The 14244-nt window shown below is 61.2% G+C and carries 13 protein-coding genes; 9 read left to right on the top strand and 4 right to left on the bottom strand.

Annotation, left to right across the window (positions count from 1 at the left end):
* The first annotated feature begins 67 nt into the window (after window positions 1-67).
* The 6 genes from C4N04_RS08185 (at window position 68) to aspA (ending at window position 6852) form a co-directional block, all read left to right on the top strand.
* The gene (locus tag C4N04_RS08185; protein ID WP_106795777.1) at window positions 68-889 is read left to right on the top strand and encodes a bifunctional allantoicase/(S)-ureidoglycine aminohydrolase; all 822 of its coding nucleotides are present in this window, start codon (window positions 68-70) and stop codon (window positions 887-889) included.
* An 86-nt stretch (window positions 890-975) separates the two neighbouring features.
* Window positions 976-1695, top strand: coding sequence for a FadR/GntR family transcriptional regulator (locus C4N04_RS08190; RefSeq protein WP_077989771.1), 720 nt, complete (start codon window positions 976-978; stop codon window positions 1693-1695).
* Between the two features lie 51 nt (window positions 1696-1746).
* Window positions 1747-2454 carry a FadR/GntR family transcriptional regulator gene (locus C4N04_RS08195; RefSeq protein ID WP_077989633.1) on the top strand — a complete coding sequence of 236 codons (708 nt, stop codon included), beginning with the start codon at window positions 1747-1749 and terminating at the stop codon, window positions 2452-2454.
* A gap of 241 nt (window positions 2455-2695) precedes the next feature.
* Window positions 2696-4156 (top strand): amino acid permease, encoded by a 1461-nt coding sequence (locus C4N04_RS08200; RefSeq protein WP_096763550.1) that lies wholly within the window; start codon window positions 2696-2698, stop codon window positions 4154-4156.
* A gap of 65 nt (window positions 4157-4221) precedes the next feature.
* Window positions 4222-5325: an asparaginase gene (locus C4N04_RS08205; RefSeq protein ID WP_106795778.1), complete on the top strand. Its 1104-nt coding sequence runs from the start codon at window positions 4222-4224 to the stop codon at window positions 5323-5325.
* Window positions 5326-5424: 99 nt separating this feature from the next.
* Window positions 5425-6852 (top strand): aspartate ammonia-lyase, encoded by a 1428-nt coding sequence (gene aspA, locus C4N04_RS08210; RefSeq protein WP_106795779.1) that lies wholly within the window; start codon window positions 5425-5427, stop codon window positions 6850-6852.
* Between the two features lie 46 nt (window positions 6853-6898).
* On the opposite strand, the gene C4N04_RS08215 is transcribed toward aspA, so the two are convergent.
* On the bottom strand, window positions 6899-7828 hold the full coding sequence (locus C4N04_RS08215) for a TauD/TfdA family dioxygenase (RefSeq protein WP_106795780.1): 930 nt from the start codon (window positions 7826-7828) through the stop codon (window positions 6899-6901).
* 297 nt (window positions 7829-8125) lie between these two features.
* Here C4N04_RS08215 and C4N04_RS08220 point away from each other — a divergent pair, with 297 nt between their 5' ends.
* Window positions 8126-8533, top strand: a complete 408-nt coding sequence (locus C4N04_RS08220) for a carboxymuconolactone decarboxylase family protein (RefSeq protein ID WP_106795781.1) — start codon at window positions 8126-8128, stop codon at window positions 8531-8533.
* 98 nt (window positions 8534-8631) lie between these two features.
* On the opposite strand, the gene C4N04_RS08225 is transcribed toward C4N04_RS08220, so the two are convergent.
* A complete protein-coding gene (locus C4N04_RS08225; protein WP_106795782.1) occupies window positions 8632-9855 on the bottom strand; it encodes an MFS transporter in 1224 nt (407 codons plus the stop codon).
* 118 nt (window positions 9856-9973) lie between these two features.
* Between C4N04_RS08225 and C4N04_RS08230 the strand changes: the two genes are divergently transcribed.
* Together C4N04_RS08230 and C4N04_RS08235 are read left to right on the top strand one after the other, a co-directional pair.
* Window positions 9974-10570, top strand: a complete 597-nt coding sequence (locus tag C4N04_RS08230; RefSeq protein WP_199852450.1) for a TetR/AcrR family transcriptional regulator — start codon at window positions 9974-9976, stop codon at window positions 10568-10570.
* Window positions 10571-11083: 513 nt separating this feature from the next.
* Window positions 11084-12268, top strand: a complete 1185-nt coding sequence (locus C4N04_RS08235; protein WP_106795784.1) for an acetyl-CoA C-acetyltransferase — start codon at window positions 11084-11086, stop codon at window positions 12266-12268.
* Window positions 12269-12390: 122 nt separating this feature from the next.
* Here the strand turns inward: C4N04_RS08235 and C4N04_RS08240 are convergent, their stop codons facing one another.
* Window positions 12391-13086 carry an HAD-IA family hydrolase gene (locus C4N04_RS08240; RefSeq protein ID WP_280954333.1) on the bottom strand — a complete coding sequence of 232 codons (696 nt, stop codon included), beginning with the start codon at window positions 13084-13086 and terminating at the stop codon, window positions 12391-12393.
* Between the two features lie 83 nt (window positions 13087-13169).
* On the bottom strand, window positions 13170-14234 hold the full coding sequence (gene fba / locus C4N04_RS08245) for a class II fructose-bisphosphate aldolase (RefSeq protein ID WP_097608684.1): 1065 nt from the start codon (window positions 14232-14234) through the stop codon (window positions 13170-13172).
* Window positions 14235-14244 lie beyond the last annotated feature (10 nt).

The raw sequence follows: 14244 nt of genomic DNA on the forward strand, positions 1-14244 counted from the left end.
GCAGTTGCCTAACCGGTTCGCGGGGCATAAAGCAGATGCAGAAACAAATGCTTGGAAGTGCGGCCCGATGAACAAGACAGATTATTTTTCGAAGCTCGGCGGTTTGCCGCCGCAGACCCACCTGCTTTCCGGCAGGGCCGTCTTCACCACGGCTTACGCGGTCATCCCGCGCGGCGTCATGAGCGATATCGTCACCAGCCTCCTGCCGCATTGGGAGGGAACGCGGGCATGGGTTCTCTCCCGTCCTCTCTCCGGCTTCTCCGAAACCTTCTCGCAATATGTGATGGAGGTTCAGCCGGGCGGCGGAAGCGACCGGCCGGAGCCCGACAAGCGGGCCGAAGCAGTGCTCTTCGTCGTCGAAGGCGGCATGACGGTCGAGCTTGATGGGGTCAGCCACGCGTTGCGCGCCGGTTCCTTCGTCTACATTCCCGCCGGTTCGGCTTGGCGCCTCAAAAACGATGGTTCGGCTACCGCGATCTTCCACTGGGTCCGCAAGGCGTTTCAGGAGGTCGAGGGGCTGGAGCCGCCGCCGGCGATCGTCACCCATGAGGACGACCATCCGATCCGGGCCATGCCCGACACCGACGGCCGCTGGGGCACGACCCGCTTCATCGACCCGGCCGATGTGCGCTACGACATGCACGTCAACATCGTCACGCTGGAGCCGGGCGCGGTGATCCCCTTCATGGAGACCCATGTGATGGAACACGGGCTCTATGTGCTGGAGGGCAAGGCCGTCTATCGCCTCAACCAGGACTGGGTGGAGGTCGAGGCCGGCGATTTCATGTGGCTGCGCGCCTTCTGCCCGCAGGCCTGCTACGCCGGCGGCCCCGGCCGCTTCCGCTACCTCCTTTACAAGGACGTCAACCGGCATATGAAGCTCTGGTAGGCCCCGCGTCGGCATGCCCGCCGGCGCGTCTGCGCGCACCTGTCCGGTTGCTTGACAGCTCTTTCGAATGCCCGCATCGTCCCTCGATGCAGGATATGGATTCATGGCTGTCGGAGAAGAAAGAGATAAGCCGGAGAAACGCTGCCCAAGCGGTCTTCGAAGATGTCCGCACGGCCATTATCGATCGGAAACTGGCTCTCGGCACCCGTCTTCCCTCGGAGGTGCAGCTCGCCGAACGCTACGGCATCAGCCGGGCCATCGTGCGTGAGGCGCTTCGCTCGCTGCAGACGCTGGGGTTCACGCAAACCAGGACGGGGCGGGGCACTTTCGTCGTTTCGGAGAGCCCGGCGCGGCAGCTCGGCGGCGGCGCCTATTCCGCCCGCGATCTCATGGAGGCGCGCCCCTGCATCGAGATCCCGGCTGCCGGATGGGCCGCACTGCGGCGCTCGCACGCACAGCTGGCGTCGCTCTCATCCTTGTGCGACCGGATGGACGACGAGGAGGACGTCCAGACATGGGTGCGGATGGACGCGGAGTTTCATGGCGAAATCGCCGAAGCCTCGGGAAATGCGATCTTCCGGAAAGTCGTCGCCGATGTCCGCGGGGCACTTTCGACGCAGTCGGAACTGGTGGAGCATGTTCGCGGCCGGCGCAAAGCCTCCAACGCCGAGCACCGCCGGATTCTGGAGGCGATCGCCGCAGGCAGCGAGGCGGATGCGCGCGCCGCCATGGCGGAACACCTGCTGGAGGTAAAACGGTCCATCATCGGGATTGCCGATGAAAAGCGATCTGCGCTGAAGGTATGATGTCAATTTGCATCCGGAGGTCCGGCTGCGCTGCCGATCGAATGCAAAGCGATGAACGATCTAGAAAACTGGCTATCCGACTCCGCGATCCTCAGCCGAAAAAGTGCCTCGGAACTGGTCTTCGAGGAGTTGCGCAATCTCATTCTTTCCGGCCGCTTTGCCGCCGGCTCCAAGCTGCCGTCGGAAGCGAAGCTCGCCGCAAAATACGGCGTGAGCCGCCCGATCGTGCGGGAAGCGCTACGCTCGCTGCAGATTTTGGGACTGACGGAGACGCGGACCGGGAGCGGAACCTATGTGCTCGCCGCCGCCGGCGACGGAGATATCCGTTACGGTGATTATTCGGCGCGGGATCTGATGGAGGCGCGCGCCTTCGTCGAGGTATCGGCTGCCGGCTGGGCGGCGCTACGCCGAACTGACGATGAGCTGTCCCGGTTGCTTCAGCTGTGCGACCGGATGGAGCAGGAAGAAGATACCGGGGCCTGGGTGCGCCTCGATTCGGATTTTCACGGGCTGATCGCCGAGGCATCGAAGAATGCCGTCTTCCGCGACATTGTCGATGACGTCCGCGAGGCGATGGCGCAGCAATCCGGCCTGCTGACTGCGTTTGGCCCACGGCGTGAGGAATCGAACGAAGAGCATCGCGCCATCGTCGAAGCCATCCGCAAAGGCGCGGAGGCCGAGGCCGAGGCGGCGATGGAAATTCATCTCAAGAAGGTCGAGGCGGCGGTCAGCCGCATCATCGGCGCCGAGCCGCGCTAAGTCTGTCGCGCCTTGAACGAAAACGTAAAGAAGCGACGTCATCCAGCCGCCAAAGACTGGCTTTCCACAGGCGGTGGATATGCATCCTGAGATAGCAGCAGGAAAATCCTTGACTGAAGGGTAGTTTTCCTTTTAATCGCCAAACCTGTCAGACCGCATAGCAGATTAACATCTTTATTGCATCTCGCGGAGGAGCGGCCTGGAGGTTGCCGACCGCGGATAGGGAGGAGAAGTGACAGTCATGCAATCCAACAGAAGCTCTGATGGCCAGGTCTTTGTCGAGGAGGAGCTCGGTTATCAAAAGGCGCTGAAGCCGCGGCAGATCCAGATGATCGCCATCGGCGGCGCCATCGGCACGGGGCTGTTTCTCGGCGCCGGCGGCCGGCTTGCCGCTGCCGGTCCAGCACTTGTGCTGGTCTATGCCTTGTGCGGCTTTTTCGCCTTCCTCGTTCTAAGAGCCCTCGGCGAACTGATCGTCCATCGCCCGACCTCGGGCTCGTTCGTCTCCTATGCCCGGGAATTTTACGGCGAAAAGCTCGCCTTCGCGGTCGGCTGGATGTATTGGCTGACCTGGGCGATGACGGCGGTCGCCGACGTCACTGCGGTCGCCCTCTACATGAATTTCTTCAAGGCCTATGTCCCGTGGATCGCCATGATCGACCAGTGGGTGTTCGCGTTCGCGGCGCTAGTCCTCGTCCTCTCGATGAACCTTCTGTCGGTGAAGGTCTTCGGCGAACTGGAGTTCTGGTTCAGCCTCGTCAAGGTCCTCGCCCTCCTCATCTTCCTGGTCGTCGGCGTTTACTTTGTCGTCACCGGCACGCCAATCGACGGCCATGTTCCGGGCGTGAACACGATCACCGATTTCGGCGGCATGTTCCCGAACAGCGTCCTGCCGGCGCTGGTGGTGATACAGGGCGTGGTTTTCGCCTATGCCTCGATCGAGCTGATCGGCACGGCCGCCGGTGAAACCGAAAATGCCCGCAAGGTCATGCCGCGGGCGATCCGCACGGTCGTTGTGCGCCTGGTGGTCTTCTATGTCGGCTCGGTCCTGCTGCTGTCGCTGCTGCTGCCCTACACCGCCTATAAGGGCGGCGAGAGCCCGTTCGTCACCTTCTTCGGCAAGATCGGCATCCAGGGTGCCGACGTCGTCATGAACCTCGTCGTGCTGACCGCCGTCCTGTCGTCGCTCAACGCCGGCCTCTATTCGACGGGCCGCATCCTGCATTCCATGGCCGTTTCCGGCTCGGCGCCGGCGGCGCTGGCGAAGATGAACCGCTCCGGCGTGCCCTATGTCGGCATTGCGGTGACGGCTGTCGTGACCGCCTTCGGCGTCGTCCTGAACGCCGTCGTTCCGGCAGAAGCCTTCGAGATCGGCCTGAATGTCGCCGCCCTCGGCATCATCGCGGCATGGGGCGTGATCGTGCTCTGCCAGCTCAAGCTGTGGCAGCTGTCGCGGCAAGGCAAGCTGGCACGGCCTGAATTCCGGATGTTCGGCGCGCCCTATACCGGCCTGCTGACCCTGGGCTTCCTCGCCGTCGTCGTGATCCTGATGGCCCTCGATTATCCGGTCGGAACCTACACGGTCGCCTCTCTGGCTCTGATCATTCCAGCGCTGGTGGTCGGCTGGCTCTTGATGCGTGAGCGCATCTATATGCTCGCCGCCGAACAGGGCCAGGATCGCGGCGGTTTCGATCTCGCCTGACACCGATCGAGAACCCGAGCCCGGCGGCGCTGCCGCCGCCGGGTGCGGCATGAATGGAGAGAGACATGACCCCGAGTGAGGATTTCGTCGTCACCGATCGCGGCGGAATCGTCGAGAACAGCCATCGCGTCCACGCGGCTGTCGTCGATGCCAAGGGCAGGCTGCTCTACGCGCTGGGAAAACCTACGCGTATGACGCTTGCCCGGTCTGCGGCGAAGCCGGCGCAGGCGCTCGCCATCCTGGAGACTGAAGGTGTCGCGGGTTACGGCTTCGACGATGCGGATATTGCGCTGATGTGCGCGTCCCACAGCAGCGAAGAGCGGCATATCGCACGCACGTGGGCCATGCTGTCGAAGATCAAGGCCGAGGAGGCTGATCTTCGCTGCGGCGGTCATCCTTCCCTGTCCGAACTGGTGAACCGCTCCTGGATCAAGCAGGACTTTGTCCCGACGGCGGTTTGCAGCAATTGTTCGGGCAAGCACGTCGGCATGCTTGCCGGCGCCCGGGCGATCGGAGCCGGCATGGAAGGCTACCACCTGCCGGATCATCCGATGCAGGGGAGGGTCAAGCGCACCGTCGCCGAACTCTGCGATCTGGATGCCGGGGACGTCGAATGGGGAACCGACGGATGCAATCTCCCGACCCCCGCTTTTCCCCTGGATCGCCTGGCGCGCATCTATGCCAAGCTTGCCTCGGCAGCAGATGGGAGCGATGCGGGTGAGGGGCAGTCGACGCGCGGCGCGGCGCTCGCCCACATCTTCCAGGCAATGGCGCGTCATCCTGACATGGTCGCGGGCGAGGGGCGCTACTGCACGGTGCTGATGCGCGCATTCGACGGCGCCCTCGTCGGCAAGCTCGGGGCCGATGCCAGCTATGCGATCGGCGTGCGGGCCTCGGACGCAACCAGGCAATTGGGAGCGGACGGTGCGCTCGGCATCTCGGTCAAGATCGAGGACGGCAATCTTGAAATCCTTTACGCCGTCGTAACGGAGCTCCTCGAGCGGCTCGGCATCGGTTCGCCTGAGATCCGCAGCCGGCTCGCGCCGTTCCATCATCCCCGGCGCGTGAACACGATGGGTGTTACGACAGGCGCCGTGTCTTTTCCGTTCAAGCTGCGCGGATCGAAGCCGGACGGCGACGATCCTCGCCTTGCCGCCGTGGCACCATGACGTCTTCGGACGCGGCTATTCTGCCGCGTCTCCAGCCATTGTCTTCTTCAGCCTGCCGTCGCATTACATCCAACAGCGCCCCACTCGAAAGTTACTGCCATGACGACATCCGAAATGACGACTATCCGCGTTGAGCACGACCTGATCGGCGATCGCGACGTACCGGCCTCGGCCTATTACGGCGTGCATACGCTGCGCGCGGTCGAGAATTTTCCGATTACCGGCCAGACGCTGAAGGAATCGGCGGATCTGATCGCATCCCTGGCGGCGATCAAGCAGGCGGCGGCTCAGGCCAATTTTAGCCTCGGCCTGCTGGATCAGGAGCGGGCCGACGCCATCATCGCTGCCTGCATCGAAATCCGCGACGGGGCGCTGCACGACCATTTCGTCGTCGATCTGATCCAGGGCGGTGCGGGAACCTCGACCAACATGAACGCCAATGAGGTGATTGCCAACAGGGCCCTGGAAATCATGGGGCATCGCCGCGGCGACTACCAGCACCTGCATCCGAACGAGCACGTCAACCTCTCGCAATCCACTAATGACGTCTATCCGACGGCGCTGAAGCTCGCCGCATGGATCGGCGTTCATCGTCTGGTCGACGCCATGGCGATCCTGCGCCGCTCGTTCGAGGCCAAGGCGGTGGAGTTCGCCGACGTCCTGAAGATGGGCCGCACGCAGCTGCAGGACGCCGTGCCGATGACCCTCGGCCAGGAGTTCGGAACCTATGCGCTGATGCTGGCGGAGGACGAGGCGCGGCTTTCCGAAGCGGTCTCGCTGATCCGCGAGATCAATCTCGGCGCGACTGCGATCGGCACCGGCATCACCGCCCATCCTCGCTATGCGGCGCTGGTGCGCGAGCGCCTGTCCGAAATCGTCGGCGTCGATCTGGTGACGTCACCTGATCTGGTGGAGGCGACGCAGGATTGCGGCTCCTTCGTGCAGCTTTCGGGCGTTCTCAAGCGTGTGGCGGTCAAGCTTTCCAAGACCTGCAACGATCTGCGGCTGCTGTCCTCGGGGCCGCGCGCCGGCTTCAACGAGATCAATCTGCCGGCGCGCCAGGCCGGCTCCTCGATCATGCCCGGCAAGGTCAATCCTGTTATCCCGGAGGTCGTCAACCAGGTCGCCTTCGAAGTGATCGGCAATGACGTGACGATCACCATGGCGGCGGAGGCCGGCCAGCTGCAGCTGAACGCCTTCGAGCCGGTGATCTTCTACAGCCTCTATCGCAGCCTGAGCCATCTGACCAATGCCTGCCTGACGCTCGAGGCGAATTGCATTCGAGGCATTACCGCCAACCGCGAAAGGCTGCGGCACATGGTCGAGCAATCGATCGGCATCGTGACGGCATTGAACCCCTATATCGGCTATCGCAACGCCACCGAGGTTGCGCTGGAAGCGCATCATTCGGGACGAGGGGTTTACGAAATCCTTCTCGAACGCGGCCTGATGCAGAAGGAGCATCTCGATGCGGTGCTGCGCCCGGAAACGCTGACCCGGCCGAGCGAGAAGCTGTCCTTCTCGTAAGGCATGCGGCGCATTTTGCTACCGGGCGACACTTATATGTGCGCGATCACGCCGCCTTTGCTTGCGGCTTGGCAGCCTTGACGTGGGTTACGCTGCGGCGGCCGTCGATGCTGACGGGAACGTCACCATCGACGGTGGCGCGGCGCACGACGCGGTGCTGGTCGCCATAATCGTTGACGGCATAGTGCTGGGTGGCGCGATTGTCCCAGATCGCCACGTCGCCGGCTCTCCAGCGCCAGCGCACGGTATTTTCCGGAGCGGTGACGTAGGACTGGAACACTTCGTAGAGTTTTACGGAGTCGCTCTTCGACAGGCCGACAAGGCGCTGAACGAAGTTGCCGAGCAACAGCGATCTTTCGCCGGTTTCCGGATGGACACGCACGACCGGATGCTCGGTCTCGTAGATGGTCGAGGTGAAAACCTCCTCGAAATGCTTCTTCTCCTCGGCGGTGGCGCGAGGGCGCACGGCAGCATAGTCATAGGCATTGCTGTGAATGGCCCATAAATTGTCCGCCAGCAGTTTCAGCGGCGCCGGCAGGCTTTCATATGCGGCATGGGTGTTGGACCAGATCGTGTCGCCGCCGGCCGCCGGAATGACGACGCCGCGAAGCACGGAGAATTTGGGATAGGCGTCGACGAAGGTGACGTCGGTGTGCCACTGGTCGGCTCTGCCGCCGCCGCGGCTGGAATCGAGATTGAGGATGGAAGCGGTGCCAGACACCGGCCCCTGGGTTGGATGCGGCACGAGATCGCCGAGGCGGCTCGCGAAAGCTTCCTGTTCGGAATCGTCAAGATGTCCCTGATCGCGGAAGAAGATGACCTTGTGCTTCAGCAGAAGCTGGTTGATGGCTGCCACCGTTGCATCCGAAAGCTCTCCGCCAAGGCGGATACCCTTGATTTCGGCTCCGACACGGCCGGTCAGCGGGACGACATCTGACTCGGGAATGATCTGATTGACGAGAACCGGATTGCTCATGGAAATCTCCTGTTGATTTGGAAGAAGTCGGCAGGTCACATGCACCCAAGGATGCATCCATTGGGCGTTCGAAATCTCAGCGCTGAAGTCGACAGGGCTATGGAACCGCATAATCTACGAAATCTGTAGCCAATAATTTCTAATTTTGCCTGCTTTCGTGAAACAGCCGCTTCGATTTCCTCGCCAGGCGGGAGGCTGGCGGCCGCTGCCGTTTCTTCGTATCTTCCGCCGGCGGCGCGGGATCGCCGAACAACATCATGCTTGATGCCGTAGATCGGCGCCGGAAAGGAACTTTCGATGGCAACAGTCAAACTTCTGTCGGATCAAGAGGCTGCAGACATTCCGGCCGTGCAAGCCGTGTTCGATGACATCAGGGCGACACGCAAGACCGATTTCATCAACAATTTCTGGCGTGCTCTTGCAAACGACCCCGCAAACCTCAAGCGCGTATGGGAGACGCTCAAATCGGTCATGACGGTCGAAGGCGCCATCGATCCGTTGACGCGCGAGATGATCTACATAGCAGTATCGACGGCCAATGCCTGCCAGTACTGCATTCAATCCCACACGGCAGCCGCCCGAGCGCGCGGGATGACCGATGCCCAGCATGGCGAACTCCTCACGATTATCGGGCTTGCCGCGCAGACGAACCATCTCGCTCTCGCCATGCAGGTTCCACCCGACCCGGAATTCGAGGTGGGATAGGAAACAACGGACGATTCGCATCAAGGCGTGCGACTGCTCGCCGCAAGGCGTACTTCTACCCGCGGCGAACGAAAGCGAAGATGGGGAACGCGGTTGTATCACTCTGCAGGTTGCCTGAGCGGGAGCGGCGCCACTGTTCGGTCTCCAGTGAGACTCTGCTGACCCATGCCTATGATCAGTACTGCAGACAAGCTGGCTGCGACCGAAACCCAAAAACCATTGCTCGGGCCGTAAGTGTCGACCACCCAGCCGGAGACGAAGGCGCCGAGCGCCATACCGATACCAATGCCGGTCATAACCCAGGTCACACCTTCCGTCAGCATCGATTCCGGCACGCGGCGCTCGATGAGCCCGAAGGCGGTGATGAAGACGGGTGAGATGGCGATGCCGCTCACGAAGACTGCGAAGGCAAGCAGCCAGACAGAACTGCTGGCGATGAGAAGTGGTAGAGCGGTGAGCGCAAGCACGCCGACAGCGATTAGCAGTTGGCTCTGGAGGGCCAGCTTGGGGTTTATCGCTCCGATTATGAGGCCAACCATGAAAGAGCCAATGGCATAAACGCCGATGACGAAGCTGGCAGCTTCAGGCCGCCCGAGCTCTTTGGTAATTGCAACAGCGCTGACCTCAGCCGTGGCGAAGGTAGAGCCGACAAAGACCAACGCGAGCGTGATAATCTGGACCGGGCGCAACCAGATTGCCGACCGATGGTTGGCGCCCATGTCGACCCGGCGCACTTTCGGTTCTGTCGACCGCTGCACGAGAAAGGCAAAACTGCCGAGCGCCATAAAGAGAGTACTCACGATCATGCCCGCCTCCGGGAACAGCGAGACAGCCAGGCCGACAGAAAGCGATGCGCCAGCGATATAGACAAGTTCGTCCGCAGCGGATTCAAAGGCGAAGGCTGTATTAAGCTCAGGTCTGTCGCGAAAGATCTCTGTCCAGCGGGCACGCAGCATTGCTGGAATACTGGGCATTGTTGCAGCAAAGAGTGCCGAGAGGAACAGCGTCCACGAAGGCCAACCCTGGTTTGCGGCCGCGATCAGCGTCCCGAATGCGATCACCGAGACGACGGTGGTGGGGATCAGGACGGCCCGTTGGCCCAACTGATCCACCTGCCGCGAAATCTGCGGGGAGATCACGGCGTTGGTCAACGCAAAGGTCGCGGAGACAGCGCCCGCGAGCCAATATTCTCCATGAGTCTGAGAAAGCATGGCGACGATGCCGATCGGCGCCATCGCTATTGGAAGGCGGGCGAAGAAACCTGCAGCGGAAAAGCTTTTGGTGCCGGGCGCGCGGAAAATTTCTACATATGGATTATGCATCGGCGTGTTCCGTGTTAGAGCTGACGCCACGTACATACGTGGCGTATGCAAATGTGTAATCAAATGCACGCCGTATGTCAATTAACATACGGCGCGTATGAGAATGAATGGAGGACCTGTGCGCAGATCACGTAATGAAATGATTGCCGAGACTCGGGCTAAGCTCTTGGCTGCAGGCAGAAGAGCATTTGGTGCCTCTGGTTACGCCGAAGCTTCCATGGACGACTTTACAGGTGAAGCCGGACTGACGCGCGGCGCTCTTTATCATCACTTCGGCGACAAGAAAGGACTGTTCGCGGCCGTTGTAGCCGAGATCGACAGCGAGATGACGGCCCGACTGTGCGAGATCTCTTCTATGGCATCGACGCGCTGGCAGGGGTTCGTGGATGAGAATATTGGTTACGTCCTAATGGCGCTGGAGCCGGAACTTCAGCGCATCATGTTTCGTGATGGGCCGGCCGTCCTCGGTGATCCATCGCAGTGGCCGAATGCAAACGGCTGCATCGCCGCGGTTGCCCAAAGTCTCGAGATCTTGAAACAAGAAGGGGTCATCGTCGACATCGACCCTGAAGCCGGTGCTCGCCTGATCAACGCCGCGAGCAGCAGTGCGGCGCAATGGATCGCTAATGCCGAAAATCCGGATGCCATCGCGAAGCGGGCTGTAGAGAGTTTTCGAACCTTTTTGGAAGGCCTGCGCGCCAACAAAGTTGACTAAGCTGGCGCTGTCGAATCGTGCTGCACGCTATCGCCCGTTCGCTGGCCTTGATCACCAAGTCATCTTTCGAAGCGAAGTTTCGATAAAAAACGCCATGGGTCAGTCGGCGTTTCTCATAATGTCGGCGAGGTCGATCCCTTCGAACTACACTCGCGCAGCAGGCGCGCCGCCGTCTCGATGACCGGCTGACGATTTTACTCCATCTTGTCTTGCGTCACCTTCATTTCTGCTCACTTCATCGTTGGCAGGAACGACCTGCGATGTACCTTGTGGCCATCAAGACGTTCGCACGTCCGCAAACCAGGCAGAAATCCGCTTGACATTTTCGATTACGAGTGTCATCTAATTAATGATTATGATCGTAATCTTTAAGCCTGTTTTTCCTCGAAGCCTGACGGCGACAAATTTCCATCTGGTGAGAACGCCCGGACCATGGGCTTCCAATGAAAGTCGCCTAAGGGTCGTCGCCTGAAGGCTGCACCAACCGCGTCATCATCCAAACAGGAGAAAACTATGAGCACGCGCGACATCGTCATTGGCTATCCGGTTCGCACCGCGATCGGCACCTATAATGGCACGCTGAAAGGTATTCCGGCCACTGAACTTGGCGCGATCGTCGTTCAGGAAACCTTGCGGCGCGCCGGCCTCGAAGCAGCCGAGGTTGGCACGATGGTCATGGGAAATGTCATCCAGGCAGGCAACCGAATGAACCCAGCGCGCCAGGCCGCAATCGGCGGCGGACTACCCGTCGAGGTGCCCGCGATGACCGTCAATCGGGTCTGCGGTTCAGGCGCGCAGGCGATCCTGACCGCTGCGCTGGAGATTGTTGCGGGCGACAGCGACGTGGCCATTGCCGGCGGAATGGAGAACATGGATCGCGCGCCCTATCTGATGGATGGGGGCCGCTGGGGCTATCGCATGGGCCCCGCCCAGATCCTCGACAGCATGTTGACCGACGGACTCAACGATGCCTTTTCCGGACAGCATTCGGGCTGGCACACCGAGGATCTCGTCGAGAAGATGCAGATCACGCGCGCCGATCAGGACGCCTTCGCTGCCCGGTCGCAGCAGAATTTCACCGCCGCGCGAGATGCTGGTCTGTTCGCCGGCGAGATCGTCGCGGTCGAGGTGAAAGGCCGCAAGGGTGCGGAAAGCTTCGCAACCGATGAGGCGCCGCGCCCCGACACGACGGTCGAGTCGCTTGCTCGCTTGCGTCCGGCCTTTCGGCCCGAGGGTACGATTACCGCCGGCAACGCGCCGGGGCTGAACAGCGCCGCTGCGGCGATGATCGTCGCCGAGCGCGGCTTCGCCGAGGCAAAAGGCATCAGGCCGATCGGCCGGATAGCGGGCTATGGTGTCGCCGGCGTGGAGCCGGGCATGTTTGGGTTGGGTCCCGTTCCTGCGGTGCGCAAAGCATTGGCAAGAGCGCGCTGGAGCCTTTCCGACATCGAGCGCATCGAGATCAACGAAGCCTTCGCCGCCGTGCCGATCGCGGTCGCCCGTGAGCTCGGGCTGCCCGAGGATATCATAAATGTCGAGGGCGGCGCCGTCGCCCATGGCCATCCAATCGGCGCAACCGGTGCCATCCTCGTCACGCGGCTCCTACATGCGATGAAGCGGGAAGGTCTGCGCCGCGGAGTCGTCACGCTCTGCATCGGGGGAGGCCAGGGCATCGCGCTCGCGCTCGAGACGTTATAGTCATTTCGAACCGGAAAGACACATTGCTCCGGCAGCAGAGTTCGTCGCCTGGCGGCTGGGGGCTGCAACGATTATCAACTTGCGGCTACGCAACTTTAAATTGCAAAGCGGCGTAATCTATCTTATGGAACTGAAAATCCTATGGACGCCCATCGCGCACAGGCAAGTTTAATCGACAGCAGTCCATCTGCAGACACCACCGGTACGACCTCTGTGTAGTCTTTTATGGTCGGGTTGTTGGGGAAGCTTAAATCGTGGCCAGCGGCAGTGACGACTACTACGTCTGCGCCTGCCGCTTGCCCGGCCTTCACGCCTGCCTCAACGTCCTCAAAAACAAGACAATTCGCAGCCAGAATTCCGAGCCGTTTTGCCGCGAGAAGGAAACATTGAGGGTTGGGCTTGCCCACCGCGACATCTTCCCCGGTCACGATAACGCTGGGTATGCTTAGTCCCGCAGCTTCAAGTCGCCTCTCAGCGAGCTTCTTTGAAGCAGATGTGACGATCGCCCAACGATCAGTGGGAAGAGCAGCCAAGAACTCTGCGGCTCCTGCAATCGCGACAACGCCCTGAACGTCGTCAATCTCCGCATTTGTGATCTTTGCAGCCTCAATCTCCGGGTCCACGCCGGGAAGCTCCAGGCGCCGAATAGTGTCAATCGCCCTTTGCCCGTGCATTGTTGGCAGGAACGTGATAGGATCCAGCCCCTGGTGTTGCGCCCACGCCCCCCAAACTCGCTCGGCAGCGGCTATGGAAGTCAATAGGGTCCCGTCCATATCGAAAAGAAAGGCCGAGAACTGCTTGTTTGGATCGAGCTTCAACGGGCGGATCCTTGTTTGTCTGCGCTGAGCCGTGGGGTGAATCGCCATGGAGGGTAAGCCGGCTCAAGGATGGGGCCTGACAATCACGAGAAACACGGATCGAGCTCGCCGGACGCATAGCGCTTTGCCATCACCGAAACATGAAGGGGCGTAATCCGCTCCGCCATGCCGCCAGTGCCGAACTGTTCGAAGCGCTCCTTGCAAAGCTTTGTGAGCGCGGCCATTGCCGGCTTCAGATATTTGCGCGGATCGAATTCGCTCGGATCTTCCTGCAAGACCCGGCGGATCTGCCCGGTCATCGCCATGCGGCCGTCCGTGTCGATGTTGATCTTGCGCACGCCGTTCTTGATACCGCGCTGGATTTCTTCGACCGGCACGCCCCAGGTGGGCTTCATCTGGCCGCCGTATTTGTTGATGATCTCCTGCAACTCGACGGGCACCGACGACGACCCGTGCATGACGAGATGGGTGTTCGGCAGCTTGCGGTGGATTTCCTCGATGACATTCATCGCCAGCACCGAACCGTCGGGCTTACGGGTGAACTTGTAGGCGCCGTGCGAGGTTCCCATGGCGATCGCCAATGCATCGACGCCAGTTTCACGCACGAATCTCACCGCCTCGTCCGGGTTGGTCAGCAGCTGGTCATGCGACAGTTTGCCTTCCGCGCCGTGGCCATCCTCGGCCTCTCCCATGCCGGTCTCGAGAGAACCGAGCACACCGAGCTCGCCTTCGACCGAGATGCCGCCGAGATGGGCCATTTCGGTCACTCTCTTTGTCACGCCGACATTATAATCCCAGTCGGCAGGTGTCTTCGCGTCGGCTTTCAGCGAGCCGTCCATCATGACCGAGGTAAAGCCTGCCTGTATGGCCGTCATGCAGCTGGCCGGATCGTTGCCGTGGTCCAGATGCACGCAGACGGGAATGTGCGGGTAAATTTCGACGACGGCGTCCATCATATGCTTCAGCATGATGTCATTGGCGTAAGCGCGCGCGCCGCGTGATGCCTGTATGATGACCGGAGCCCGGACCGCATCCGCGGCTTCCATGATGGCGAGCGCCTGCTCCATATTGTTGATGTTGAAGGCGGGAACGCCGTAGCCCTCCTCCGCTGCATGATCCAGCAACTGCCTGAGCGTAATGCGTGCCATCTGAAAATCC

The organism is Rhizobium sp. H4, from assembly GCF_003013335.1.
Lineage (GTDB): Bacteria > Pseudomonadota > Alphaproteobacteria > Rhizobiales > Rhizobiaceae > Rhizobium > Rhizobium sophoriradicis.